This window comes from Streptomyces sp. 6-11-2 (genome assembly GCF_006540305.1).
In the GTDB taxonomy this organism is placed as follows: Bacteria; Actinomycetota; Actinomycetes; order Streptomycetales; family Streptomycetaceae; genus Streptomyces.
In genome coordinates this window covers 7,592,359-7,617,765 of sequence record NZ_BJOR01000001.1, presented here as the reverse complement: position 1 = coordinate 7,617,765, position 25,407 = coordinate 7,592,359, and the positions used below count along the sequence as shown (strand labels likewise).

The 25,407-nt window shown below is 68.9% G+C and carries 23 protein-coding genes; 14 read left to right on the top strand and 9 right to left on the bottom strand.

Going from position 1 to position 25,407, the window contains the following annotated elements; translation table 11 throughout:
• Positions 1-52: 52 nt before the first annotated feature.
• The 3 genes from TNCT6_RS34200 to TNCT6_RS34185 all read left to right on the top strand — a co-directional run bounded on the left by TNCT6_RS34200 (position 53) and on the right by TNCT6_RS34185 (position 3,584).
• The gene (locus TNCT6_RS34200; protein ID WP_253266329.1) at positions 53-1,453 is read left to right on the top strand and encodes a glycosyltransferase 87 family protein; all 1,401 of its coding nucleotides are present in this window, start codon (positions 53-55) and stop codon (positions 1,451-1,453) included.
• 566 nt (positions 1,454-2,019) lie between these two features.
• A complete protein-coding gene (locus TNCT6_RS34190) occupies positions 2,020-2,805 on the top strand; it encodes an alpha/beta fold hydrolase (RefSeq protein ID WP_141365335.1) in 786 nt (261 codons plus the stop codon).
• 344 nt (positions 2,806-3,149) lie between these two features.
• Entirely contained in the window at positions 3,150-3,584 is a 435-nt protein-coding gene (locus TNCT6_RS34185; protein WP_141365333.1) for a VOC family protein, read from the top strand.
• Between the two features lie 767 nt (positions 3,585-4,351).
• On the opposite strand, the gene TNCT6_RS34175 is transcribed toward TNCT6_RS34185, so the two are convergent.
• Positions 4,352-5,113 (bottom strand): maleylpyruvate isomerase family mycothiol-dependent enzyme, encoded by a 762-nt coding sequence (locus tag TNCT6_RS34175; RefSeq protein WP_141365329.1) that lies wholly within the window; start codon positions 5,111-5,113, stop codon positions 4,352-4,354.
• Positions 5,114-5,272: 159 nt separating this feature from the next.
• Here TNCT6_RS34175 and TNCT6_RS34170 point away from each other — a divergent pair.
• Positions 5,273-6,054, top strand: a protein-coding gene (locus TNCT6_RS34170) for an IS5 family transposase (RefSeq protein WP_373996220.1) whose coding sequence is annotated in 2 segments (ribosomal slippage) — positions 5,273-5,609 and positions 5,609-6,054 — 783 coding nt in all. Because the reading frame shifts where the segments join, the coding sequence is not laid out codon by codon here.
• Positions 6,055-6,144: 90 nt separating this feature from the next.
• On the opposite strand, the gene TNCT6_RS34165 is transcribed toward TNCT6_RS34170, so the two are convergent.
• Together TNCT6_RS34165 and TNCT6_RS34160 are read right to left on the bottom strand one after the other, a co-directional pair.
• Entirely contained in the window at positions 6,145-6,777 is a 633-nt protein-coding gene (locus TNCT6_RS34165) for an MBL fold metallo-hydrolase (protein WP_141365325.1), read from the bottom strand.
• A complete protein-coding gene (locus tag TNCT6_RS34160; RefSeq protein ID WP_141365323.1) occupies positions 6,774-7,859 on the bottom strand; it encodes an S-(hydroxymethyl)mycothiol dehydrogenase in 1,086 nt (361 codons plus the stop codon). Before TNCT6_RS34160 ends, TNCT6_RS34165 begins: the two co-directional genes overlap by 4 nt.
• A 155-nt stretch (positions 7,860-8,014) precedes the next feature.
• On the opposite strand from TNCT6_RS34160, the gene TNCT6_RS34155 reads away from it, so the two are divergent.
• Positions 8,015-9,280 (top strand): helix-turn-helix transcriptional regulator, encoded by a 1,266-nt coding sequence (locus tag TNCT6_RS34155; protein ID WP_141365321.1) that lies wholly within the window; start codon positions 8,015-8,017, stop codon positions 9,278-9,280.
• A 270-nt stretch (positions 9,281-9,550) separates the two neighbouring features.
• Here TNCT6_RS34155 and TNCT6_RS34150 read toward each other — a convergent pair whose 3' ends face one another.
• Positions 9,551-9,787 (bottom strand): hypothetical protein, encoded by a 237-nt coding sequence (locus TNCT6_RS34150; RefSeq protein ID WP_141365319.1) that lies wholly within the window; start codon positions 9,785-9,787, stop codon positions 9,551-9,553.
• A 196-nt stretch (positions 9,788-9,983) separates the two neighbouring features.
• Between TNCT6_RS34150 and TNCT6_RS34145 the strand changes: the two genes are divergently transcribed.
• The 3 genes from TNCT6_RS34145 to TNCT6_RS34135 all read left to right on the top strand — a co-directional run bounded on the left by TNCT6_RS34145 (position 9,984) and on the right by TNCT6_RS34135 (position 11,918).
• A complete protein-coding gene (locus TNCT6_RS34145) occupies positions 9,984-10,883 on the top strand; it encodes an oxygenase MpaB family protein (protein ID WP_253266328.1) in 900 nt (299 codons plus the stop codon).
• A gap of 396 nt (positions 10,884-11,279) precedes the next feature.
• Positions 11,280-11,408 (top strand): hypothetical protein, encoded by a 129-nt coding sequence (locus tag TNCT6_RS41775; RefSeq protein ID WP_301184412.1) that lies wholly within the window; start codon positions 11,280-11,282, stop codon positions 11,406-11,408.
• A gap of 72 nt (positions 11,409-11,480) precedes the next feature.
• Positions 11,481-11,918 carry a hypothetical protein gene (locus TNCT6_RS34135; RefSeq protein WP_253266327.1) on the top strand — a complete coding sequence of 146 codons (438 nt, stop codon included), beginning with the start codon at positions 11,481-11,483 and terminating at the stop codon, positions 11,916-11,918.
• 125 nt (positions 11,919-12,043) lie between these two features.
• Here TNCT6_RS34135 and TNCT6_RS41285 read toward each other — a convergent pair whose 3' ends face one another.
• Positions 12,044-12,481, bottom strand: coding sequence for a DUF6308 family protein (locus TNCT6_RS41285; RefSeq protein ID WP_253266482.1), 438 nt, complete (start codon positions 12,479-12,481; stop codon positions 12,044-12,046).
• 110 nt (positions 12,482-12,591) lie between these two features.
• Positions 12,592-13,509 (bottom strand): class I SAM-dependent methyltransferase, encoded by a 918-nt coding sequence (locus tag TNCT6_RS34130; RefSeq protein ID WP_141365315.1) that lies wholly within the window; start codon positions 13,507-13,509, stop codon positions 12,592-12,594.
• Positions 13,510-13,692: 183 nt separating this feature from the next.
• Here TNCT6_RS34130 and TNCT6_RS34125 point away from each other — a divergent pair, with 183 nt between their 5' ends.
• From TNCT6_RS34125 to TNCT6_RS34115, 3 genes are all read left to right on the top strand, one after another.
• Positions 13,693-13,968, top strand: a complete 276-nt coding sequence (locus tag TNCT6_RS34125) for a hypothetical protein (protein WP_141365313.1) — start codon at positions 13,693-13,695, stop codon at positions 13,966-13,968.
• Positions 13,969-14,365: 397 nt separating this feature from the next.
• Positions 14,366-14,647: a transposase gene (locus tag TNCT6_RS34120; protein ID WP_141365311.1), complete on the top strand. Its 282-nt coding sequence runs from the start codon at positions 14,366-14,368 to the stop codon at positions 14,645-14,647.
• Positions 14,648-15,333: 686 nt separating this feature from the next.
• The gene (locus TNCT6_RS34115; protein WP_253266326.1) at positions 15,334-17,070 is read left to right on the top strand and encodes a SpoIIE family protein phosphatase; all 1,737 of its coding nucleotides are present in this window, start codon (positions 15,334-15,336) and stop codon (positions 17,068-17,070) included.
• A 147-nt stretch (positions 17,071-17,217) separates the two neighbouring features.
• On the opposite strand, the gene TNCT6_RS34110 is transcribed toward TNCT6_RS34115, so the two are convergent.
• The 3 genes from TNCT6_RS34110 to TNCT6_RS34100 all read right to left on the bottom strand — a co-directional run bounded on the left by TNCT6_RS34110 (position 17,218) and on the right by TNCT6_RS34100 (position 21,618).
• Positions 17,218-18,225: a zinc-binding dehydrogenase gene (locus tag TNCT6_RS34110; RefSeq protein WP_141365307.1), complete on the bottom strand. Its 1,008-nt coding sequence runs from the start codon at positions 18,223-18,225 to the stop codon at positions 17,218-17,220.
• 550 nt (positions 18,226-18,775) lie between these two features.
• Entirely contained in the window at positions 18,776-20,263 is a 1,488-nt protein-coding gene (locus TNCT6_RS34105; protein ID WP_141365305.1) for a penicillin-binding protein 2, read from the bottom strand.
• Positions 20,264-20,880: 617 nt separating this feature from the next.
• Positions 20,881-21,618: a FadR/GntR family transcriptional regulator gene (locus tag TNCT6_RS34100; RefSeq protein WP_141365303.1), complete on the bottom strand. Its 738-nt coding sequence runs from the start codon at positions 21,616-21,618 to the stop codon at positions 20,881-20,883.
• A gap of 162 nt (positions 21,619-21,780) precedes the next feature.
• On the opposite strand from TNCT6_RS34100, the gene TNCT6_RS34095 reads away from it, so the two are divergent.
• The 3 genes from TNCT6_RS34095 to TNCT6_RS34085 are packed head-to-tail and all read left to right on the top strand — an operon-like array spanning position 21,781 to position 25,407.
• Positions 21,781-22,881, top strand: a complete 1,101-nt coding sequence (locus TNCT6_RS34095) for a sugar ABC transporter substrate-binding protein (RefSeq protein ID WP_141365301.1) — start codon at positions 21,781-21,783, stop codon at positions 22,879-22,881.
• On the top strand, positions 22,878-24,389 hold the full coding sequence (locus tag TNCT6_RS34090; protein ID WP_141365299.1) for a sugar ABC transporter ATP-binding protein: 1,512 nt from the start codon (positions 22,878-22,880) through the stop codon (positions 24,387-24,389). The genes TNCT6_RS34095 and TNCT6_RS34090 overlap by 4 nt, the downstream gene beginning before the upstream one ends.
• On the top strand, positions 24,382-25,407 hold the full coding sequence (locus tag TNCT6_RS34085; RefSeq protein ID WP_141365297.1) for an ABC transporter permease: 1,026 nt from the start codon (positions 24,382-24,384) through the stop codon (positions 25,405-25,407). Before TNCT6_RS34090 ends, TNCT6_RS34085 begins: the two co-directional genes overlap by 8 nt.

The following is a 25,407-nucleotide window of genomic DNA, read 5'->3' as shown; positions in this document are numbered from 1 at the left end:
CGCCTCGCAGCACCAACCTCCCGAACCGAGGCCCTGTCAGCCCGCTGCACCCATGAACCGCACCTCGGCCCGTGTCAGCATCATCGTCACCGCAGTCCTCCTGGCCGCACTCACCGCCGTCGTCCTCGACACCGTTCGCGCGGGCGACAACCAGAGTGACCCCGGCCGCCTTCTGGCCGGATACGCCCTCGCCTGGGCGCTGTTCGCCGCCGCGGTGTGGGCCGTGCGCAAGGCCCCGGAGCGAGCCGCGACGGGACTGGTCCTGGCCGGTGCGGCCGCCATGGCGCTGGCCGCGCTCGCCGCACCGCCCCGCACCAGCAACGACATGTACCGCTACGCCTGGGACGGCCGCGTCCAGGCCGCCGGGATCTCCCCGTACGCCCACCCGCCCGCCGCACCTGAACTCGCCAAGCTGCGCGACCAGTGGCTGTTCCCCACCAAAGGCTCCTGCCAGGGCTGGGGACTGACCCGTACGGACAGCGGCCTGTGCGTCCGCATCAACCGCCCCACCGTCCCCACCATCTACCCGCCTGTCGCCGAGGGCTGGTTCTTCGCCGTCCATGTCCTCTCACCACCTGACAGCCGCCACAAGCCACTCCAAGCAGGCGGCGCCGTCCTGGCGTTCGGCACCACCGCCGCCCTGCTCGTCGTGGGCCGCCGACGGGGCGACCCGCGCCGGGCCCCGGCCCGCACCGCTCTGTGGGGGTGGTGTCCGGCCGTCCCCTTCGAAGCGGTCAACAACGCGCACATCGACACCCTCGGCGTCCTGCTCACCGTGCTCGCCCTCGGCACCGCCACCGCGGGGGCCCGCCGCGGCGCACTCCTCGGCGCCGCGATCGCCGTGAAAATGCTGCCTGTTCTGGCGTTGCCCGGCGCTCTGTCCGGGCAACGCAGCCCGGCGCGGGTGCTGCGCCTGGTGTTGGCGGTGCTCGCTGCAGTCGTGCTCGCCTACCTGCCCTACGTCATCGCCTCCGGCGCGGGCGTCCTGGGCTACCTGCCGGGCTACCTCCAGGAGGAGGGGTACGGACCCGGGGACGTGCACCGTTTCGCCCTGCTGCGGCTGCTGCTGCCGGACGCCGCCGCAGAAGTGACCGTCATCGTGCTGCTCGCGCTCACGGCCCTCCATGTGTGGTGGCGCGGCGACCCGGCTCGCCCCTGGCGCGGTGCCCTGTTGCTGACCGGCACGGCCTTGCTGCTGGTCTCACCCAACTACCCCTGGTACTCACTGATCGTCGTCGGTCTCGTCGCCCTCGACGGCCGCTGGGAGTGGCTGACCGTCACCGTCGCCGGCACCGTCCTCTACCTCGGCGGCCGGCTGCTGCCCGACTTCCCCCTCCAGGCGTGGGCTTATGGCACGGCCGCCGTGTGCGTCGCGATCGGGGCCTGCCTGCGCTCCGCTCCGGCACGGCACCTTCTGGACCGACGCCGCGGCCGGTGCCAGCCCCGCATCTGACACGGTTCAAGGACGTCGGCCGGGCGCCCCGGAGGTACTCGCCGCCGCCGCGGGCCCGGGCGCCGCACGCCGCAGACACAAAGCGCCGGCTCGGCATCGACGACCCAGCCCAGGGGGTGAGCACGTCCGCCGATTCGACACCTTCGTAAGAGAGCGGGTGGGTACGGGGCTGTCCGCGCATGCCTTCACCACTTCAGAAACGCGGTGCCGGGTGGTCGGCCGCCGTCTCCCCGGACTGTTGCCGGTTGGATCCTCAGTCACCCAGAGACGCTTCCGGAGAACCAGCGGCTGAAGCTCAAGTCTGTTCTGACCCACCGCCCCTAGCTGGACGCCCTTCCCGGGCACGTCCGCCCTTTCGGGCAGATGCTCACCCAGCTCCGGGGAGAACGGCTCCCTGAGTGGATCGAGGCGGTCCGAGCCGACGACCTGCCCAGCCTGCACACCTTCATCAACGGCCTTGACCGGGGCCTCGTTGCCATCACTGCCGGCCTGACCCTGCCGTGGAGCTCAGGCGTCGTGGAAGACCACGTGACCTTGGGCAACTGGATCCCCACATACTCACGACCATGACCTCAACGATCCCACCCGAGCCGAAACGCGCGGCCATGATGGCGGCTGGGCGTCGCCTGTCCTTTCTCGACTTCGGTGGATCGGGTCGCCCTCTGTTGGCCCTGCACGGCCACTTCGGAGAAGGCCGCACCTTCAGGCGCCTGACCTGGGCGCTGGGCGACTCCTGGCGGGTCATCGCGCTCGACCAGCGTGGACACGGCCGCTCCGACAGCCCTCCCGACTTCTCCCGCACCGGCTACGTCGAGGACGCTGCGGCCGTGCTGGAACATCTGGGGATCGACGCCGCGGTCGTACTCGGCCACTCCCTGGGAGGCGTCAACGCCTACCAGCTCGCGGCACGGCTACCCGGGCTTGTGGACGCATTGATCGTCGAGGACATCGGCGCCGAGGTCGATGGCGACCTGTCCTTCAGCCTGTCCTGGCCACACCGGGCACCGACCCGGGCCGAGCTGCTGGAAGAAACCGGCCCGTCGGCGAGCTACCTCATGGACGCCGTCCGTGAGTACCCCGACGGATGGGGCCTTGCCTTTGACCCGAGGGACATGAACGCCTCACAGCAGCACCTCAACGGGGATCACTGGAACGACTGGCTCGCCAGCGACTGCCCGGCCTTGCTCATCCGCGGCAGCCGCAGCACGGTGCTCAGCGCCAAACACGCGAAGGACATGGCGGCACGGCGTCCCCATACCTGGCTTGTTGAACTCCCGGCCGGGCACACCGTCCACGAGACCGTCCCAACAGAGTTCGCCGCAGCGGTCAGCAGGTTCCTCGGTTCGCTGTGAACTTACCCGAATGGGAGCTCCAGCCGGTAACTCGCAGTCACGGACCACAGGACCTGAGCCAGAACCAGAACTCACGAACAACGCTGTCAGTTGAAGTGAACGAAGCCACCCACATCGAGCTGGTCGTGGTTGAACCGGCCCGCAGGTGTATGCGCCTCCGTCGCAGAAGCAACTCCGGTTGCATGCACCATATGCATGGATTGCATGACCATGGTGTGACGACTGCTACTGACAACAGAGGTGGCACACGGCAGCGGCCGGCAGGGGCCTTCCTCCCGACAACATGCGGATCCTCGCCGGAAAATGAGCAACAGCGTCCCCCGTCCCGCTGCTATGGTGCGCCGATGTCGTCGATCAAGCAGTTCCAAGTCACCTTCGACTGCGCAGAACCTGAGCGCGTCGCTCGCTTCTGGTGCGAGGTGTTGGGATACGTCGTACCGCCGCCACCGGAGGGGTTTGCCACGTGGGACGAATTCAATCGCTCTCTGCCGCCTGAGCGACAGGGTTCAGCGTTCGCCTGCAGTGACCCCTCAGGCGTGGGCCCGCGAATGTACTTCCAGCGTGTACCCGAAGGCAAGGTCGTCAAGAACCGGCTACATCTTTGCGTGCGGGCCGGCACCGGGCTCGTGGGTGAAGAGCGCCTCGCCACACTCGAGGCCGAGTGCACACGGCTGGTCGCGCTCGGCGCGGTACGCGTGCGGCTGCTGCGTGCCGACGGCGTCAATGAGTCGTGCATCGTGATGCAGGACATCGAGGGCAATGAGTTCTGTCTCGACTGAGCGTCCTCCGAGACGGCGAGGTGGGGAGCCGTCTCCCTCGGGCCTCTCTTGAAGGCCGTCCCGTGATCGGTGTCCCCTGGCGCGATGTGCCGGAAAGCTGCGGACTCTGGGGCCGGGTCTGCGCTTTGCGCTCCAGCACCGCAAGCGGCCGGAGCTTCCTCACGAGCGCCATGCTTTCCCCCTCCCGGCGGCGCTGATCGCCCCTCTGTGAAAGGACCGCGCAGCTGACGACGCAGTTGGGAAGCATTCTCCCCACACTGGCGTTGCGGGCTCCGGCCTGGCACGGAGCGCGGAGGCCCCGCCGACGCGCAGCAGTGCCCTGAGGACAGCCGATCCCCCGCCGCGCCGACCGCCAGCCACAGCCCGCCCCACTCTCCCTTTTATGTTCTGGGATGGGCTGCGAGAGGCGCATAGGGGGATGTCGGGGGCAAGTCGGCGGCTCGGCCCTGGAGTCCACAGCGTTCCCGACCCGCTCCGGGTCGAGCAACCCCGCAGGCCGAGGGCAGCCGCTGGGCACGGCCACCACCCACATCGCGGCCCGACCCCCAACGCCGCCCACCATGCTCCGCCCCAATCCCTTAGAGCACCTAACAGAAAGCCTGGTCGTAGCCATATCCCCTTCCTGGCTGAGTCGGCAGTACTGCGGGAGGCGCTCGGGCCCGAGCTGTACGAGGCCGTACTGGCCGTCCGCCGCGCGGAGGCGGAGCTGTTCGCGATGTTCACCGACGCGGACGTCATCGAGGCCGTCCGCTGGCGGTATTGACTGGCTACTCCTCGGGCTCCCAGGCGATCAGCTGCTCGAACACCTGCTGGTCGCCCTCGATCTTCAGGTCGCTCAGCGTGAGGCGGCCCCAGACGAAGAGGAGCAGCTGCTCGGCCGTGCCCGTGGCCGAAGCGGAGGCGGGCGCGGCGTCGTCCGTAAGGGGTGCGGGCCAGGCGCCGGTGCCGTCCAGCGCGAGGAGCCAGGAGCGGCCCTCGGTGGCGTGGTAGTGGATGGTGGCGGCCTCGTGCGGCCAGGCCGCCGGGGTGGAGTTGCAGGTGTCGAGAAACTCGGCCACGCCGTCGATCGCGACGTCCACCGGCATCGGTTGCACGGCGCCTGCGGCGAGCTGGGCGTCGTAGGTGTGCACCAGCACCTCGTGCACCCGGCGCCGGGCAACGCCCCAGGCATTCGCCGGCGACACGCCGGCGCCCCACCACGCCCAGCACTCGCGCTCCGGGCCAGCCTCGCGCAGCGCACTCAGCAGCAGCTCGTTCGACTCGGCGTACCAGGCCAGCAGCGCCTCGAGCTCGCGCGGCACCTCCGCGGCGTCCTTGGCCGGCGGAGCCTCGGCCGGGCCCGCGGCGACGATCGCGGCCCACCAGCGCTGGCCCGTACCCAGGTGCTGCACCAGATCGAACAACGTCCACTCGGGGCAGGACGGCACCGGCGCGTCAAGGCTGGGCGCGGCGGCAACCGCACTCCGGAACGCGGCCGACCGCTCGTCGATCAGTTGCAGCAGGGCGGAATACTCAAGACTCTCTGTCACATCGCTTACCTATCACCCCAGCTCAGCCGACCGCACCCTACTTTCCAGGCCGTCAGCTGCGGGAGTTAGAGCACCTGATAGAAAGCCTGGTCGTAGCCATATCCCCTTCCTGGCTGGCTCATTGAACGAGTCATGGGGAAGGGGAACGGTCCTCCGTGGATGGTGCCGGATGACCTGTGGGGGCGGATCGAGCCGTCGCTGCCGGTCAAGCAGCGGCGTCCGCGCCATCCCGGCCGGCTGCCACTGGACGACCGTGGTTGCCTGCAGGACATCCTGTTCGTGCTGCACACCGGGATCCCGTGGGAGTGGCTGCCGCAGGAGCTCGGCTTCGGGTCCGGGATGAGGTGCTGGCGCCGGCTGCGGGACTGGCACGAGGCCGGGGTGTGGGACCGGCTGCACCAGGTGCTGCTGACCGAGCTGCACCGTGCCGGGAAGCTGGACCGGTCCCGGGCGGTGATCGACGGCTCCCACCACCAGGCCCGTCGGGGCGGCCCAAAACCGGGCCGAGCCCGGTCGACCGTGCCCGGCCCGGCTCGAAGCACCACGTCATCACCGACGCAGGCGGCACCCCGCTCGCCATCAGCAACCGCCACGACATCACCCAGCTGCTGCCCCTGCTCGACGCGATCCCACGGATCCGCGGAGTGACCGGTCGCCCCCGTCACCGGCCGCGGCAGTTGTTCGCCGACCGGGGCTACGACTTCGACAAGTACCGTCGGCTCCTGTGGAAGCGCGGCATCAAGCCGGTCATCGCCCGACGCGGAGTTCCGCACGGCTCCGGCCTGGGCTCGGTCCGCTGGGTAGTCGAGCGGACGAACGCGTGGATCCACGGCTTCCGACGGCTACGGATCCGCTGGGAGATCCGCGACGACATCCACGAGCCGTTCCTGAAGCTCGCCTGCTGTGTGATCACCTACAGGCGAGTCCAGGCATTGTGTTAGCTCCTCTTGCTCGTTCTCCAACCGACACGGGAGAAGTGGAAGCGGAGCGGATGTGCAGGAGATCCAGTGATTGACGCCTGGGGCGAGGGCTCAGTGGCCGCGGCGGATCCATTCATCCAGGTGGGGTGCTTCGTTCTGGATGGTCGTGGTGTCTCCGTGTCCGGTGTGGACGAGGGTGTTCCCGGCCAGGGGGAACAGCAGGTCCCGGATGGACGTGATGATCGTCGGGAAGTCCGAGAACGATCGGCCTGTTGCACCCGGTCCACCGGCGAACAGGGTGTCGCCGGAGAACAGAGCGTGGGCCTCGGGCAGGTGGAGGCAGACTGAGCCGGGCGAGTGTCCGGGGGTGTGGATCACTTCCAGGGTCGTCCCCGCCACGGCGATTCGTTCGCCGTCGACCGTCTCCTGGAACGTTCGGCTCGGGTGGGTCATCTCCCACAGTTGGCGGTCTGCCGGGTGCAGCAGGACCGGGGCGTCGAGGCGGTCACCAAGTTGGGGCGCGACCGAGATGTGGTCGTTGTGTCCGTGGGTACACACGATCGCCCCTACGCGGCGGTTGCCCACGGCTTCCACGATCGGGGCATCGTCATGGGCCGCGTCCACGACGACGACGTCGTGGTCGTCGCCGACGAGCCAGACGTTGTTGTCGACGTTCCACGTGCCCCCGTCGAGTTCGAAGACCCCGCTGGTGACAACGCGTTCAATACGCAGGGCGCCGCTCACCGGACCACCACCGAGCGCAGCACGCTGCCGGTGTGCATGGTGTGGAAGGCTTCCTCGACCGCGTCGAGGCTGATGCGTTCGGTGACAAATTTGTCCAGCGGCAGCCGGCCTTGCTGGTAGAGGTCGACGAGCATGGGGAAGTCCCGTTCGGGCAGACAGTCGCCGTACCACGACGACTTGAGGCTGCCGCCGCGGGAGAAGAAGTCGAGAAGCGGCATGTCCAGGCGCATGTCCGGGGTTGGGACGCCGACGAGGACGACGGTCCCTGCGAGGTCGCGTGCGTAGAACGCCTGCTTCCACGTTTCGGGACGGCCCACGGCGTCGATGACGACATCGGCGCCGAAGCCGCCGGTCAGTTCCGTGACCGCGGTGACGATGTCCTGGTTGGTGGCGTTGACCGTGTGGGTGGCGCCGAGCTCTCGGGCCCATGTGAGCTTCTGGTCGTCTCGATCGACAGCGATGATCTTCGAGGCCCCGGCCAGGCGGGCCCCGACGATCGCGGCGTCGCCCACGCCGCCGCAGCCGATCACCGCCACCGAGTCGCCTCGGCTCACGGCTCCGGTGTTGACCGCCGCCCCAAGCCCGGCCATGACACCGCACCCCAGGAGGCCGACGACCGCGGGGTCCGCAGAGGGGTCCACCTTGGTGCACTGCCCCGCGTGGACGAGGGTCTTGTCGGCGAACGCGCCGATGCCCAGGGCGGGGTTGAGTTCTGTGCCGTCGAGCAGAGTCATCTTCTGGGCGGCGTTGAACGTGTCGAAGCAGTACTGCGGGCGGCCACGCTTGCAGGCGCGGCACTGCCCGCACACCGCCCGCCAGTTCAGGACGACGAAGTCGCCGGGTTTGACGGAGTCGACGCCTGCTCCGACGCTCTCGACGGTGCCGGCCGCCTCGTGGCCGAGCAGGAAGGGATAGTCGTCGCTGATCCCGCCGTCCCGGTAGGTGAGGTCGGTGTGGCAGACCCCACAGGCCGCCACGGCAACGACGACCTCGCCGGGACCCGGGTCCGGGATCACGATGTCGGTGAGCTCGGCCGGAGCTCCCTTCGAGCGGGCGATCACGCCGCGGACCTGCTGAGGCATCGCAACTGTTCCTTCGTCGTTCGTGGATACAAGCGCATGCAGTCCGGTGCATGCCTCAGCGAACCTAACCCTGTGGAGATCACCGGGATCCTGGTCTTGTGGACAGGAAATCCTCGACCTTCGAACAGTGGGGTGGAGAGTGTAGGGTCGGCGGAATGCCAGATCCGCAGGCCTCAACCGATGGTCTTCTCCTGCTCCGGGAAGTCATCGACGGCCCGTTGCACGACATCGCTCCCCGTTTCTCCCGGCTCCTGTCCCACCGGTGGCCGCACGCAGCGCTCGTGATCTTCACTCGCGAGTGCACGGGACGTCCACGCAAGGTCGCCGGAGCCGCCGACCTGATCCACAAGGTCACCATCGATGAGCTCGAAGACCTCAAGCGGGTCGTCGAGCCCGGCCGGGCCCTGAGCACCACTGCCAGGATCGGTGGCGCTCAGCGCCCGGTGTGGACGGTGCGGGACCGGGGCGACACGCTGCTCCTGCTCGTTCCGCAGAGTTCTCGGAGGCCGGTCCCGTACCCCGCGGAGTTGTCGGCGGTCTTCGGCATCGTGGCAACATCGATCCGGCAGCAGGTCGCCCAGGCCAGTCCCGACTACCTGGCAGAGTCCCGTGCCGCGTCCAGCGAACGGGCACGCACCATCACCGAGATGGTGGCTGCACACGAAACCTCGCTCGTGGCCATTCTGTCCACGCTGCGCTCGTCCGGGCTCGATGACGCCAGGGCGCGGCTGGCTGCCACCGATACGGCGTCCGCCGCGTTGATCGCGTTGCGTTCCATGCAGAAGTCCGACCAGGAGTTGTCGCAGGAGACTGCCCATGCGGCCTTCGCGACGCTGCGCAAGGACCTCCGGCAGATGCTGCGCCATCACGAGGCGCACATCGAGTTTGCGGCCCCGCCGAAGGACGGACGTCCGCTGCCGGGCGAGATCGCCTATGCGGCACGCGCGATGACGCGCGCCACCGTGCTGGCCTTCATCGCCCAGCCCGACCTGACTCGCCTGCGCATCGCCTGGAGCTGCCCGGGCGCCTCGCTGGTGGTCGACGTACGTGACCAGGAATCCGGGAAACTAGACCTGCCGGCCCTGCAGCGGCAACTCGAGGGCCGCGCACAGACGTTGGGTGCCGCGGTCACTCTGGACGCGGTCCCGGGATGGGGCAGCCACGCGACAATCGGCCTCCCTCTCGAGCCTCCCGCCAATCGGAGCGATGAGACACGTCTGGCAGCCCTCAACCGCCGCGAGCGCGAGGTGCTCCACCTGGTCGCCCAGGGCAGACGCAACAAGGCGATCGCGGCCGAGCTCGGCATCACGGAGAGCACCGTCAAGTTCCACGTCGCAGGCCTGCTACGAAAACTGGACGTGACCTCACGCGGAGAAGCAGCCGCGCTCGCCGCCGGCACCAACCTGGGCGCACCGCAGTAGACCGGGCCGGACGCCGCACGGCCCCGGCCGACACGCACCCACGGCGAGTGCGCACCGATCCCCGGCTGCTTCCGCGCCGCCCATCCCGCCCATCCCGCCCGTCCCTCTCCCCCAGCTCCAGCCAGTGCATGGGAGAAAGCGGCCACAACAGGGATGTCTGGGGCCAGGCACAACCCAGGCGCAACCCATACCCGCAACAGACGGCTCAACCGTAGGCGCAACCCGTGTCGCGACACTGCTCCTGGTCGGGCGAGGGCACCCGCCGGTTCGTCATGCGGCTCGGACGGCTCCCCGGGTGCGGGCCAGCTGCCGCAGCCCGATGCGCGCCGCCGGCACCGAGGGGACGGTCTTCCAGTAGGGGTGCCACCACAGACGTACGGACAGGCGCAGCAGGCGGCGGCGCAGGGCCGTGGTGTCAGGTGACCGGGGCGCGGCGAGCGCATCGTAGGTGGCGTTCCAGGCGTACTGCACCTGGACAAGGTCATCGGGGAAGCCGGTCGCATCCATACCGACATTAGATCGCTTGTTCGATTTTGCTGTCACTTCGGACACGCTGCCGCCCAGGCTGACCGCCCATGGCCGGGGCTGCACACGGCGCGGGCGGAGGCATGGTCAGGTTCGTGGCCATCCCCCGGACCGTCGTCGGGTCGACCGGAGAGAATGGCGATGCAGTGGCGGTGCGCATCGGATCGCGGAGGTGTTTGTGGGGCTGAGGACCCGGATCGCCGAGGAGCTCAAGGCGACCGTGCATGGTGGGGACCTCAAACTGGAACGGTACGAGGGTCCGGCCGGTGATCCCGGGCTGCTCGGGATCGTCCCGGGCGATCCTGCCTGGCGGGTGCACGGACATCCGACCGGCATGCTCATCGGCGGGTTCGCGGCGTTGATGCTCCAGTCCCTGCACCCTCTGGCCATGGCCGGGGTCGACCAGCACTCGGATTTCCGGTCCGACCCGGTCGGCCGTCTCATCGGCACCGCGCGGTTCGTCACCACGACGACCTTCGGCTCCGCGCCGGCCGCACACGAGTCGATCGCCTTGGTGCGCCGGATTCACACCCGGGTGCGCGGCACCGCCCCGGACGGCCGGCCCTACCGCGCGGACGACCCCGAACTGCTGACCTGGGTGCACATCGCGGAGGTGCGCAGCTTCCTGGCGGGTTACCAGTCGTACGCGCCGCAGCGGTTGCGGCTGACGCCTGCCGAGTGCGACGCGTACTACCGCCAGGTCGCCCCGGTCGCCGAGATGCTGGGCGCGGAGAAGGTGCCCTGCAACACTCGGGAGGTCGAGCGCTACCTGGACCGAACACGTCCCCAACTCCGTGCGACCCGAGCCGCGTCGGACTCCGTGCGGTTTCTCCGGGGCTTCGGCCGGACCGGACGTGAACGGCTGGTCGTGCGCCTGTTGATGAATGCCGCTGTCGGTCTCCTTCCGGACTGGGCGCGGGCCGAACTCGGCATACGCCGTCCGGCGACGGTCCGCTCCTGCTGGGACCGGCCTGTGGCGACTGCGGCCGGCCGCACGATCGAATGGGCACGCGGTCCTTCCGAGATCCAAGCCGCTGCGCAGCGCCGCTTGGCCTCGGTGCCGCCGGTGGACGTCTAGTGCTGTGACCGCAGAGGTTCGCCGTGTTGCAGAGACGATCGCTCCAGGGTTCTCGTGGCCTGCCAGCGAGCGTGGATATTGCCTGGTGTGACTCCTGAGATAGATCGCCCCAGGTGGTGGTTCGGGCTTCGCGGCTTTGCGTTCTGCCTGGTGGGCGGTGGCCTCGGCTGCTTCGCCTACGTGGTGGTGGTTTCGCATCGGCTCGGGGCGGCGTCATGGGGATGGCTGCTCTTCGCAGCGATTCTCAGCGGAACGTTCAGCGCACTGTTTCCGAGACGGCGTCAGCGTTGAGCCATGTGCTGCCCGGACTGTGAGAAGTCCGACCAGATCCGCAGCCGCTAGAAGCTGGGCGCCCGCGGCGGTCGTCCGCCGAAGTTCGACAAGGTCGACTACCGTATGCGCCACGCGGTCGAGTGCGGGATCAAACGTCTCAAGCGTCATCGAGCGGTGGCCACGAGATACGACAAGCTGGCCGTCCGCTACGAGGCCACCGTCACCATCGCCGTCATTAACGAGTGGCTCTGATCTTGCTCGCCAACCTCGGCCAGCGAGAAACCCGGTATCGCTGCAGGTAGCCAGGCATCTAGCCTGTGGTCCATGCATCAGCCCAGAAGGCGCGACCGGCGTCTGGCTCGCCGTGTGCCGCCGGAGCCAGCCCGGCGCCAGGCGTCTCGGCTCACGACCATCGGCGCTGATGTAGTCCTGGTCGGCTACTTCTCCGCGAAGCAGAAGGACTTCGAAACACTCATGGCGTCGGCAGCCACAGAACTGGCAGCGCGCGGCGCTCGGGTCGTCGTGCAGATTGTGCAGCGACGAGGCGTCTCGGACGGCGGGGTCCAGAAGATGGGCCTGCCCTACTCCTCTCGGACTCTGCTGAGCTATGGAAAAGTCCGTGAGGTAGCTCAGGCCTGCGACCAGGCCAACGCTGACGCAGCGATCTTCGTTGCTTCCTTGACCGAGCGCCAGCAGCGCGCGCTGACAGCGCTGCTTGGCCGCCCCGCTGTGAGTCTTTCCGACATCCTCGCCGCCGACTGACCGCTCACTCGATGCGGGCTTTTGAAACAGGCGCTATAGATCCGCCTGCGGCGTCAGCGAGCCGAGTACACCCGTTACATGAACGGCGCCGCCAAGGCAGCGGGCGGTGCAAAGCGGCGCCACCCTCACGCCGCGTGGCGTGCCGAGCGAGTCAGAATGACTGTGGCCGACCGACGGCGCAGCGTACAACGCGGTCGTAGGTGGATCAGGAGCAACCGCGGACGCTTCCTGGCGAGCGGCTTCCCCGCGATCGCCCAACCCACATCAGGCTGGTCGCGAAGAAGGTGCCAAGACCGGGCCGCCGGCGAACCAGGAGCGAGGTCGGCCATCTCGACCATGTCCATGCCCATGCCACTCGGGACGGAGTGCGGCAGGCCAGTCCGCCGCTCGCCGAGGCGCCCTTCCGGAATGTCCAGCGCGACAGGCGCCGAAACGGTGACCCGCAAGGTCCGCACCGCGACCAGGTCCTCCGCCATGATCCGGCCGGCGGCCACTGGCCGGTCTCCCCCACCGGCCAGATGCTCTAACCGGCTCCCGGTGTAGAGAGCCGCACCAAGCTCCAGCCCGACCCCGAAGTAGCGCCGCAGATTGATGATGGCCTGCGGGCCGGCGTTACAGGAGGGCAGCCGTTCGGCGAATGGCTGCGGAGAAAAGCGGAAGGGCGATCCTCACGTCAGTGCCGCTCTGCGACGGCTACGCGACCCGACTGCAAGGATGTCCGCCCGCGTGCCGGGCTGCTGAGGGTATGCGCGAGGGTGAGGAGGTTGTCGTCCGACACCACCCGCAGGCCGTACTCCGCGAGCAGTGCAGCCATCCGCTGCGGCCTCCACAGCGAGCGCCACGGCTCGCCCGATGTGACGGAACTGCCGAGCATGCGTGTCAGCAGCCGCCCTGCGGCCGCCCTCGCCGACGGCGCCTGGTAGTTGACGACGAGTGCACTGCCCGGGACCGACCGGGCGGCGAGTGCGGCCACCGTGGCGCGCACCTCGTCGCGCGTGAGGTACGGGACGACGCCCTCCCACAACCATGTCGTCGGCGCGGCTGGGTCGTGCCCGGCGGCATCCAACGCCGCACCGAGATCATCGACGGCGAAATCGACCGGCGTGAACCGCACGGAACGGGCGATGGCCGATAGCTCGGCGGCGAGGAGATCGCCCTCATCCGGTCCTCGGAGCACTGGCGCGGCCTCGGCGAGGCGGGCGTGCTTGTCTTGCTGGGAGGCCGGATGGTCGACCTCCCACACATCCGTCTGCGCGAGTTCGGGCAGACGCCACGCGCGCGTGTCCAGGCCGGCGCCGAGGATCACGAGCTGACCGGTCACGTGGGCGCGCAGTGCCTCGTCGATCGCGACCGTCCGTGGCACGACCACCTCGGCGCACGCCCGCACACTTTCGTACGCGGTGCGCTCCTGCCAGCCCTTGGGCGGAGTGTTCGCGCGTACCTCGTCCACGGGCGTACGTTCCTTGACACGCAGCAGCGCTACCGCCACCGGATCCGCGAACTGGCCTGCAGCAGTTATCCCGTTCGCGGCCGCCCGACCCTGGCAGACCAGCACTGCCGTCCGGCTCGCCGCACGCCCACTCTCGCTCATGGAGCCATATTCAACACCACCCCCGCCCTGCCTCAACCTCAACGGGAGGCGGACATAAGCCCATGAACTCTCCCTGAGGACGGGCTCTGGTCCACTTCCTGTGGGCGGCTCACTGACAGTGATGTCAGTGGCGTGTGGTGAGATGGCCGCGCTCTGTCAGCCGCCTGATGGGAGATCGTTCCGATGCCTGTGTATCCGTCGCTGACCCGTGCTCTGGCGGAGGCCTTGGTCGATGTTCTCTGGTTCGTTGAGGGGTGCGAGGACGAGCAGATCGATCCGGATGACGCGGTCAAGGTCTTGGAGGGTGTCGCCGATCTGGTGGCTCAGCTGTCGAGTGATCAGCGAAGCGAGTTCATCGACCTACTCGGTTCGATGACTGCAGAGGAGGCCGATCCTTCGCGCCGCGAGTTCTTGGAAAGCTTCCCTGAAGGTTTCGGACTCGTTGAGGACGACTCCTGATCCTGGATCTATGCATGGAGCAGGACGCGCTTGCGGAGAAGTGCGAATCCCGCGCGACCGAATCTTCGCCGAAGGCGCCACCTGCGGCACCCTGGGTGTTCCGGCTCACCGGCGACCCGAAGGTCTCCGTCATCCGGCCGCGGCCCGGCCCGCGAGCCCAAGACCGACCGAGGCCAAAGTCGATCGCAGCCGCTCGGTCCGTCGGCCGAACCGGCGGGTGAGCCCCGGCCCCCGCTCGGCAAATGTCTTGCGCTTACAGGACTCCTCCGCGCAGACGAAACGCCGCACCCGTAACGACACCACGGCGAACTTGCCGCCCAGCGGGTTCTGGAGGCTGTTGCCGTCGCTCTCGCGGGGCCGGGTCGGGAGCCGTCTTGCCGCGGCTCTGCACCTAGGGGTGAGCCGCACGACACTGCTGCGGGCGGTCATGCCTTTACCCGATCCCGCCTGGACCGTTCCGAGGGTGATGGGCGCCGATGACTTCGCCACGCGCCGCGGACAGCATTACGGCACCGTGCTCATCGACTGCGAGACCGGACAGCCCCTTGACCTGCCATCCGGCCGCGACGCACCGACGCTGGCTGGCTGGCTGGCTGGCTGGCTGGCTGGCTGGCTGGCTGGCTGGCTGGCTGGCTGGCTGGCTGCGCAAGCATCCCGGTTCCGAGATCATCTGCCGTGACCGCGCTGGTTCCTACGCCGACGGTGCCCGCACCGGTGCCCCGGAGCTGACGGCCCTCCATGGGCACGTCCGCGCCTTCGCCGAGATCCTCACGACCCGCTCCGGCCAGCATTGGACGGCGGCGACACACTTTCCCGCACCTCAGACCCGAACCACTACAGCCCGTGACAGACCTACCGCCCGCAGGAGGGATACAGACCAGCTGGACAACGATGCCGACCCGTATCACCCCCTGCTCGCCCTTGGGGTCCTCCATGTCCGCCACGCGATTCCGCCGGGCGGCGCGCTCCTCGGCGGCCTGGCTGGTGATCCTCCGCGATGCTGTGGCGCTCCCGGCCTTCCTGCCCCGGCCGTGCTGGACTTCGGCCGGGGCCTGCAGCTCCTGCTCCATGGCGGCCAGGGCCTGCATGGAGTCCTCGGCGGCTGCGGCTGGGCGGCGGCCGCGACCTCGGCCACGGTCTGCTCGACGGCCTCGCGCAGTCGGACGGTGAAAGCGTCGGCGTCCTCGGTCGAACCGCCGAGATGCGCACGATCAAGGCCGCGGAAGGAGGATCTTTGGGGACTGAGGGGGGATGCGTGGCGGGCTGCTTCGTGGACATCATGGAAGCTGCGAAGAACCAGGGTCTCGGGCCCAGGACGGCGCCCGGAGGCATCTGGGGTGGCGGTTGCAAGAGGGGACGGCCGGGATGAACACATCCGAATCCTTTCGGGCCGAAGACGATGTCCCCAGGACGTCCCAGCCCCGCAGGCTGCTGAATGAGCTGTCCGGGACGCTGGTCTCGCAGTCCCCGGTCGGGCTGGCTGTCATGGACACAGATCTGCGGTACGTGGCCGTGAATCCGGCCCTGGAGCGCATCAATGGTCTGTCGACCGAAGAGCATGTCGGCCGCCATGTCTCAGAGGTCCTGCCGCATGTCGACACCGCGGCGATCGAGTCCGCGCAGTGGCGGGTTCTGGAGACGGGAGTCCCGCTGCTGGACCAGAACGTCGTCGGCCGCACCTGGGCCGATGCGGATCACGACCATGCGTGGTCGGTATCCCTCTATCGGCTGCAGGACCCCGTCGGCCGGGCGCGGGGGGTGGCCGCCTCGATCGCCGACGTCACCGAGCGGTACCGCCTGGCGACCGAAGCCGCCCGGGCTCGACGGCGCCTGACTCTGATCGCTGATGCCTCGGCTCTCATCGGCACCGTGCTGGACGTGGACCAGACCGCCCGCGAGCTGGCTGGGGTCACCGTGCCCGAGCTCGCAGACATCGCGGCGGTGGACGTCCTCGACACGGTCTTGGCCTGCCACCGCACCGCCAGGCCGGGCAGCGGCCCGGAACTCTTCCGCGCCCTCGCCCTGGCCGCCGCCTACCCCACCGAGGCCACCCGCGCCGCCGACCAGGTGGGCGACTTGGCCGCCTACGCCGCCGACCGCCTGGTCACCGAGTGCGTCCGCACCGGCAAACCGGTCCTGGTACCCCACGTGAACGACCGCGACCTGTCCCGTATAGCGCGCGATCCCGAGGCCGCCACGCTCCTGGCCCGCGCCGGCATCCACTCCTACCTGGCGGTGCCGCTGAGCGCCCGCGGCATAGTACTCGGCGCCCTGGACCTCAAACGCGCACGCAACCCTCTGCCCTTCAACCATGACGACGCCATACTGGCCGGCGAGCTGGCCAACCGTGCCGCGGTGAGCATCGACAACGCCCGCTGGTACCAGAGCGTGCGCAACGCCGCGGTGACCCTCCAGCGCAGCCTGCTGCCGGAGCACCCCTCGCACCTGGTAGGCCTGGAGATCGCCTCCCGCTACCAGCCCGCCCAGGCCACCAGCGAAGTCGGCGGAGACTGGTTCGACATCATCCCCCTGAGCGGCGACAAGACCGCCCTGGTCGTGGGGGACGTGATGGGCAGCGGCATCGACGCCGCCGCCACCATGGGCCGCCTCCGCACCGCCACCTGCACCCTGGCCGAACTCGACTTCGACCCCGCCCAGGTGCTCCAGCACCTGGACAGGATCACCAGCGGCCTGGAGCATTACATCGCCACCTGCCTCTACGCCGTCTACGACCCCCATCACGGCGAGTGTCACATCGCCAACGCCGGACACCTGCCCCCTGTCCTGGTCCACACCGGCCGGCCCCCCGAACTGCTCGACCTGTGCCCCGGCGCGCCGCTGGGTGTCGGCGGCGTCACCTTCCACAGCAGCACGCTCGATCTCGGTCCCGGCGACGATCTCGTCCTCTACACCGACGGCCTGGTCGAAACGCGCCACCATCCCATCGACGACCGCCTCGACACCCTCGTCGGCCTGCTGGACGGCTCCGAGGGCCGCCCCGTGGGGGAAACCTGTGACCTGCTCCTGCACACCCTGCGGGACCCCGGCGATCACGACGACGTCGCCCTGCTCATCGCCCGCATCTGCCCACCCCAGTCCTGACCACCAGATCATCGGGACCCCTCCCGCGGAGGGCTTTGGCCTCTGACCCACGCCGTGCCCACCGCGTAAACGCACCGCAACCCGGACACGGAACTGGACCCTCCGGTGTCCGGGCCCGCACCAGGATCCACTCGGTAGTGGCGGCGGCTACCAGGGGCGGACGAGGACGAGGCCGACCTTGCCGGGCCGTACCGCGTGCTCCACGGCGTCGGCCAGTTCGCCAAGGCCGTACGTGGCGGCCACGTCGAACTGGTCCTTGAGCTTCAGCGCGATCTGCTTCGCGGTGGCCACGTCGGATGCCCGCCTCTCGGCGGAGGCCTCGGACAGCCACCGGCCGATGTTCTTGCCCCGCAGCGTCAGCGACTTGTTCAGCAGCGTCGAGGCATGCACCGAGAGCGGCTCCTCGGCGATCAGCCCGTAACTGACCAGCTTCCCGCCAGGCGTCAGCAGGTCCAGAAGGCACTCCGCCAGCTTCCCGCCGATCGGGTCGAAGGCCACACTCACCGGATGGCCACCGGCTGCCTTGCGGACCTCGTCGGTCCAGCCCGCATGCTCCGTCGACACGACCGGCACGTCCGGGAACCGCTTGCGCAGCTCGGCGGCACCGCGATCGCTGCGGACGACATTGACGAGCGCCAAGTTGTGGAACTGGGACACGCCCGTCACCAGCCGGCCGACCGACGAGCCCGCGGCGGTCTGCACCAGAAAGCCGTCATATCCGAAGGCCAGGTGCTCCTGCGCCTCACGGCGCAGCATCACCGTGGTCAACGGGTTCGCCAGCATCTGCGCGGCGACCTCATCCGACAGTTCATCAGGTACGGCGACGACCGCCTCGGCCTCCGCCACGATCCACTGCGACCAGGCCCCCGGCTGGGGAAAGACCGTCACACGGCCGCCGACCTCGACCCCCGGCGCCACGCGCGTGCCCGGGCCGATCGCCTCCACCACGCCGGTGGCCTCCACGCCGGCCGGGACAGGCTGGGCAACTGTGCCGGGGTACGCCTCAATGGCCTGGAGATCACCAGGGTGCACCGTGAAGGCCGTGGTGCGGATGAGGACCTGGCCGCGCTCGGGCGCCGTCGGCTCCGGCTCCTCGACGACGGTCAGAACATCGGCGGGCGACCCTCCGCGGGCGTGGACGACACGACGGTTCATGATTCTCCTCATGCGCCGATAGGTGCGGGGCTTGGCCGGGGCGTCGGCCGACGCCCCGCAGCAGCGGGTTCCTTCCGCTGAGTACACCGTCAAGCCGCACCAGCCGCCCGCCCGCAGCCCCCTGGTCACGCTCGCACGGCGGACAATCAGCAGCACAGCCGACTAGGGCAATCGGGCTATAAGCCACATGAAGCGCCGTGCGTACCGGGCGCGGCTGTGCGGCCGAGTCACTGCAACGACGCTGCGAGGCCGGTGCAGGGCCGACATTGCCGCGCAAGGCCAAGAGCCAAGACGGCACCGCACAGGCCGCCACGAGCGCCCACAGGCTCAGCCCGCTTCTCCAGCTGCCGCCGGCCTCGACCACGAGGGGCGTTCCTCCGGCGTACCGTCGATGGTCTCCTTGGCGGTGCCGGCAGTCCTGAAGGGAGAAGACGCGGGCCGCGTACTCGGGCGGCAGGATCGCCACCGTAGTGTCTGGTGCGACAGGGAGGTGTCTGACCGTGATTGGTCAGACACCTCTTCCTTGGATGCCCGGCCTGGTGCGAGCCCTCTACTGCTGGAGTACTGCCTTCATGACGCTGCGGGCGATGGGAGCGCCGAGTCGGCCGCCGGAGATGTCCTGGCGGGAGATGTCCATGTCGGTGGGGTCGATGAACACGGCGACGGCGACCGAGGCGCCGTCGGGCTTTTTGCCGTAGGAGACGAACCAGCCGTAGGGCACTTCATCGGCGACGTTCACGCCTCGCTGCGCGGTGCCGGTCTTGCCGCCGACAACGATGCCGTCGATCAGCGCGCGCTGGGCGCTGCCTTCTTTGGCAGTGTGCTCCATCATCTGCTGCACCTTCTGCGCGGTGGCGGCGGAGACGGCCTGGCTCATGACGGCCGGCTCAGTCTTTTCCAGGGTGCTCAGGTCCGGCCCGCGGATCTCGTCGATGATGTAGGGCTGCATGAGTTTGCCGTCGTTGGCCAGTGCCGCGGTGACCATGGCCATCTGCATGGGGGTGCTGGTGAGGCTGCCTTGACCCATGCCGGTCAGAGCGGTTCCTGGCTTGTCCAGGTCCTGAGGATAGACGCTCTTCGTGGCGCGCAGGTCTCCGAAGTCCGGCGAGTAGACGTCCTCATTGAACCCGAATTTCTCCGCCGTCTCGCGCATCCGGTCCTGCCCCAGTTTGGCGGCGGCGTCGAGGAAGACGTTGTTGCAGGAGTACTGCATGGCGGTCTTCATGGAAGCCTTGTTGCAGACCGCGTCGCCGGCCTCGCTGCCGATCCGGTTCGTCGACTGGGGCAGCTTGTAGGGGGATTCCGCCTCGCTCGGGGCTTCGATGTCCGTGACCACGCCGTGTTCCAGGGCCGCGGCAGCCGTGAGGATCTTGAACGTGGATCCGGGCGGGTACGTCTCTCGCAGTGGCCGGTTCGCCATCGGCTTGCGCTTGTCCTTGTCCAGGGCCACGAACCTATCGGACTCCTTGAAGGTGTTGCCCGCGAACACCGACGGATCGTAGGACGGCGCCGACGCCAGGGCCAGCACCTTCCCGGTCTTCGGATCCAGAGCGACCACAGCCCCCCGTGCACCCTTCAGACCGGTCAGCCCCTCATAGGCCGCCTTCTGCGCCCGCGGGTCGATCGTGGTCACCACGGCCCCTGTGCCACGGCCCTTGCCCGACGCCACGTCCAAGAAGTGCTGGAACGCCAGACGGTCGTCCTTGCCTGACAGGATCCCGTCATACGTCTTCTCCAGCAGCGACATGCCCTGCGCCTGCGACGCGAAGCCGGTCACCGGCGCGTACATCGGCCCATTGACGTAGGTGCGCTTGTACTTGAGTTCCCTGCCCGCGACCGCCTCGGACCCGGTCACCGCCTTGCCACCGACGATGATGTCACCCCGCGGAGAGGCGAACCGCTCGATCAGCACGCGGCGATTATTCGTGTCCGACGCCAGCTCCTCAGCATGCACGTATTGCAGCCAGTTCGCCCGTATCAGCAAGGCAAGCATCAGCAGGCCACAGAAGACAGCAACCGCCCGCAAAGGCCGGTTCATGGCCGGCCTCCAGATACGAGCCCGGGCATCGTGGCCGTAGTCAACTGGGCAGGTCGCAGGCGGAGCCTGACGGATATGAGGGTAGGTAGCGCCATGGGAGCACCATAGCCCCATGGTTCGCACGTGAGTTCGGGCTCCCCTGCCGCTTACCGCGGATCGCCGACCAGGGCTGATGTACACAACGTGCCTACCCCGGCTACCAGGGACTTCATCACGTTGCCGGACCAACTGGCAAGCGACTGGGACGGGTTGGAAAAGGCTCACTGGCTTATGATGTCGAAACCCCCAGACATCCGCTGACACCCTCTGACCTGAGTCGGGATGGCCACATGCGAGTTGCTCGCGAGCGAACGGTCCCGGATCGGCGTCACCGTGGACATGGCCCTGGCATTGCCGTGTCTCATGTGCAGCGGCATGTGAGACGCAGGGAGCGGGATCACCCGGCAGCATGCAGTCCCCGCCCGGCGACAGAGCGGTGGGTGCTGCCTCGTGCGTGGTTCTGGGGCCTGCACGGCCTGTCGGGGCGGGGCGGTTGGCACTCGGCGGCGGTCAGAGCGGCGGGCGCTCATTGACGGGCGGTCCCTGAGCGCGGCCGGCCGGGGTGAATTCCGGGGCCGCTACCGCTCCAGCTGCGCCCTCATCCACTCCTCCACTTCGCCCACGTGCGCGGCCGCGGCCGCCCGCGCGGCCTCCGGATCCCGGGCGGTCAGTGCCCGGAAGATCGCGGCGTGTTCGCGACGTGTTCGGGAGAAGGCCCCCTCCTCCTGGTAGCCGCGCCAGACACGGGCGCGGAAGGTGCGCGAGGACAGGCCGTCCAGGATCGCGGCCATCGTCTCGTTGCCCGCGGCCACCGCGATCTCCCGGTGGAAGGCGAGGTCGTGGGCGAGGATCTCCTCCGGATCGTCCGTGGTGTTCATCGCCGTCAGGTGTTTCTCCACCTCGGCGAGCTGGTCCGGGGTGATCCGGGCCGCCGCCAGCGCGGTCGCCGTCGACTCCAGGATGCGGCGCACCTCGAGCAGTTCCACCAGGCGCGGGCCTCGGGAGAGGTCGGCGACCACGCCGAACGTCTCCAGCAGGTCACCGGCCTCCAGCCGGGTGACGTAGATGCCCGAGCCGTGCCGGGCCTCCAGCACGCCGAGCACGGTCAGCGCGCGGATCGCCTCACGCATCGAACTGCGGGAGATGCCCAGCTGGGCCGCGAGGTCCCGCTCGGTGGGCAGGCGCTGCCCGGGCTCGAGCAGGCCCTCGGCGATCATCGCCTTGATCCGCTCAATGGCGCGCTGCGTCACCGTGCCCTTCTGCGGAGGGGCCGCGGCGGTCTCCGGTTCCGTCTCCTCCGTAGCGGTTTCGTCCACGCCACTCCTCCTGTCACCGTGCGCCGCAGTCTAGCCATCGATGTGGTCCGACCACTACGGCCGGAACGCGGGAAATCTTGCCGCAGAAGGGTGTTGCGGACGCCAAGTGGTCTGATAAGTATGCGGCCAACTGCTCGATTTCGCTCGATGAGGAGCCGACAGATGGCCGGCAGCACAGCGCGGAACGGACGGCAAGGCAGGCGGCGGCAAGGCAGGCGATTCTCCTCGTGGACGGTGCGCGCGACGGCCGCGGCCGTCTGCGGCACCCTGGCGCTCACGGCATGCGGCAGCACCAAGGACAGCGGCGCGGCGGGCACCAAGGGGGACGGCAGCGGCAAGGTCGGGGTGATCCTTCCCCTGCTGACCTCGCCTTTCTGGCAGTCGTACAACGACTACGTGCCGAAGATGGCCACGTCCCAGGGCGTCGACGCACTGAAGACGGTCAACTCCAACAGTGACCCCTCACAGCAGATCACCGACATCAACAACGAGCTCAACCAGGGTGTAGAGGGCCTCGTGGTCGCCCCGTTGGACAGCGCCGCCATCCAGGCCGGACTCGACCAGGCCGAGCGCAAGGGCGTCCCCGTGGTCGCCGTCGACGTGGCACCCGACAAGGGCAAGGTCGCCATGGTCGTGCGGGCGGACAACGTCGCCTACGGCGAGAAGGCCTGCCAGTACCTGGGCGCGCACATCAGCTCGGGCAAGGTCGTGCAGGTCATGGGCGACCTGGCCTCGGTCAACGGCCGCGAACGCTCGGAGGCGTTCCGCTCCTGCGTGCGGAAGAACTTCCCCAAGTTGAAGGTGCTGGAGATCCCCGCCAAGTGGGAGTCCGACACCGCCGCCTCCAAGCTCGACACGCTGCTGAACGCCAACCCCGACACCAAGGGCATCTATATGCAGGCGGGCGGTGTCTACCTCGCGCCCACGCTGCAGACCCTGAAGTCCAAGAGGATGCTGAAGAAAGCGGGCACGGCCGGGCACATCGTCATCGTCTCCAACGACGGCATTCCGCAGGAGTACGAGGCCATCCGCAAGGGCGAGATCGACGCCACCGTCTCGCAGCCCGCCGACGACTACGCCAAGTACGGCATGTACTACATCAAGGCGGCAATGGAGGGAAGGACGTTCAAGCCGGGCCCCACCGACCACAGTTCCACGATCGTCAAGCTGCCCAGCGGCATCCTCGAGGACCAGTTGCCCGCGCCACTGGTCACCAAGGACAACGTCGACGACCCCAACCTCTGGGGCAACACGGTCCGATGAGCAGCCTCGACACCACCCCGCTGGTTCAGGCGCGGGGCATCGTCAAGCGCTACGGACCCACCGTCGCCCTCGCCGACGGCCGGCTCACCGTCCTGCCCGGCGAGTCCCACGCCCTCGTCGGCCGCAACGGCGCCGGCAAGTCCACCCTCGTCGCCGTGCTCACCGGCCTCCAGGCGCCCGACAAGGGCGAGGTCCGTTTCGACGGCGAGCCCGCGCCCGCGCTCACCGATCGCGACGCCTGGCGCCGCAAGGTCGCCTGTGTGTACCAGAAACCGACCGTCATTCCCGAACTGACGGTCGCGGAGAACCTGTTCATCAACCGCCAGCCCACAGGCCGCGGACGCCTCATCAGCTGGCGCCGGCTGCGGAAGCAGGCCGCCGACCTCCTCGACACCTGGGACGTGCACGTCGACCCGGAGGCCCGTACCTGCGAACTCAGGGTCGAAGACCGGCAGATGGTCGAAATCGCGCGGGCGCTGAGCTTCGGCGCGCGGTTCATCGTCCTCGACGAGCCCACCGCCCAACTCGACAACCGCGAGATCGAGCGGCTGTTCACGCGGATGCGCGCCCTGCAGGCCTCCGGCGTCACCTTCCTTTTCATCTCACACCACCTCCAGGAGGTGTACGAGGTCTGCCAGACCGTCACCGTGCTGCGCGACGCCCGCTGGATCACGACCGCGCCGGTCGCCGACCTGTCGCGCGCGGCCCTGGTGGAGGCGATGGCGGGAGAGCCGGTCGCGGAGCACGAGCGCGTGTACGTACGCGACGCGGACGCCGTCGGCACTCCCGTGGTGCTCGACGCGCGCGGGCTCACCTCCGAGGCGTACGCGGACGTCGACCTCACCGTCCGCGGTGGCGAGGTCGTCGGACTCGCCGGTTCCAGCGGCAGCGGCAAGGTCGAGCTGGCCGAGACCTTCGCCGGACTGCACACCCCGACCGGCGGGACCGCTGAACTCGACGGCAGGGAACTCCCGTTCGGCGATGTGCGGGCCGCGCTCAGGGCGGGCGTCGGCTGTGTGCCCCGCGACCGGCACGAACAGGGTCTGGTGGCCGGCATGACGGTCGGCGACAACGCCACCATGAGTGTGCTGGACCGGCTCGGCCGCTTCGGTTTCGTCTCCACCGACACCAAGCGCGGTGTCGCCGGCAAGCTGATCGAGCGCCTCGGCATCCACACCGAGGGCCCCGAACAGCCCGTGGCGGACCTGTCCGGCGGCAACGCGCAGAAAGTCGTCATGGCCCGCGCCCTCGCCTCCGACCCGCACCTGCTCGTGCTCATCAACCCCACCGCCGGCGTCGACGTGAAGTCCAAGGAGTCACTGCTGGCGCGGATGGACAACGCCCGCGAGGACGGCACCGCCGTCCTCGTCGTCTCCGACGAACTCGACGACCTGCGCCGCTGCGACCGCGTCCTCGTCCTCTTCCACGGCCACGTCGTCGCCGAGCACCCGGCGGGCTGGCGCGACCACGAGCTGATCGCCTCCATCGAAGGAGTGGACCATGGCTGACACCAAGGCGGCTCTGCCGCTCGCGCCGCCACGCGCCGCCACACGATCGGCCAGAACGGTCCTGCTGCGCCGGGCCCGCGAACTCGCCCTGTTGCCCGCGCTGTTGCTGCTGATGGTGCTCGGCACGGTCGTCAACGACTCGTTCCTCACCGAGCGCAACCTGATCTCGATCCTCGGCGCCTCCGCCGCCCTCGCCATGGTCGTGCTCGCCGAGTCGCTGGTACTGATCACCGGCAAGTTCGACCTGTCCCTGGAGTCGGTCGTCGGTATCGCGCCGGCCGTGGGCGCCCTCCTCGTGCTCTCCTCGGACCAGTCCGGATGGGGCGTGAAGTTCCCGGCGCCGCTCGCCCTGCTCGCGATCCTGGTGGTGGGCGCGGTCGTCGGCCTCTTCAACGGCGTCCTCGTCGTCAGGTTCAAACTCAACGCCTTCATCGTGACCCTGGCGATGCTGATCGTGCTGCGGGGTCTGCTGGTCGGTGCCACCAAGGGCAAGACGCTGTTCGGCATGCCCGACAGCTTCTATTCCCTGGCCACCACCACCTTCCTTGCCATCCCATTGTCGGTGTGGCTGGCGGCCGTCGCCTTCGCGGTCGCCGGGCTGTTGCTGAGGTACCACCGCATCGGACGGGCCCTGTACGCCATCGGCGGCAACACGGAGGCGGCCCGCGCGGCCGGCATCCGCGTCGAGCGGGTCATGCTCGGCGTGTTCGTCGTCGCGGGCGTCCTGGCCTCGACCGGCGGGATCATGCAGACCGGCTACGTCGGCGCGATCAGCGCCAACCAGGGCCAGAACATGATCTTCACGGTGTTCGCGGCGGCGGTGATCGGCGGTATCAGCCTGGATGGCGGCAAGGGCACCATGTTCGGCGCCCTGACGGGGGTACTTCTGCTCGGCGTCGTGCAGAACCTGCTCACCCTCGCCCAGGTGCCGTCGTTCTGGATCCAGGCCATCTACGGCGGAATCATCCTGGTCGCGCTCATGATCGCCCGTGTGACGACGGGCCGTGCCCAGGACTGA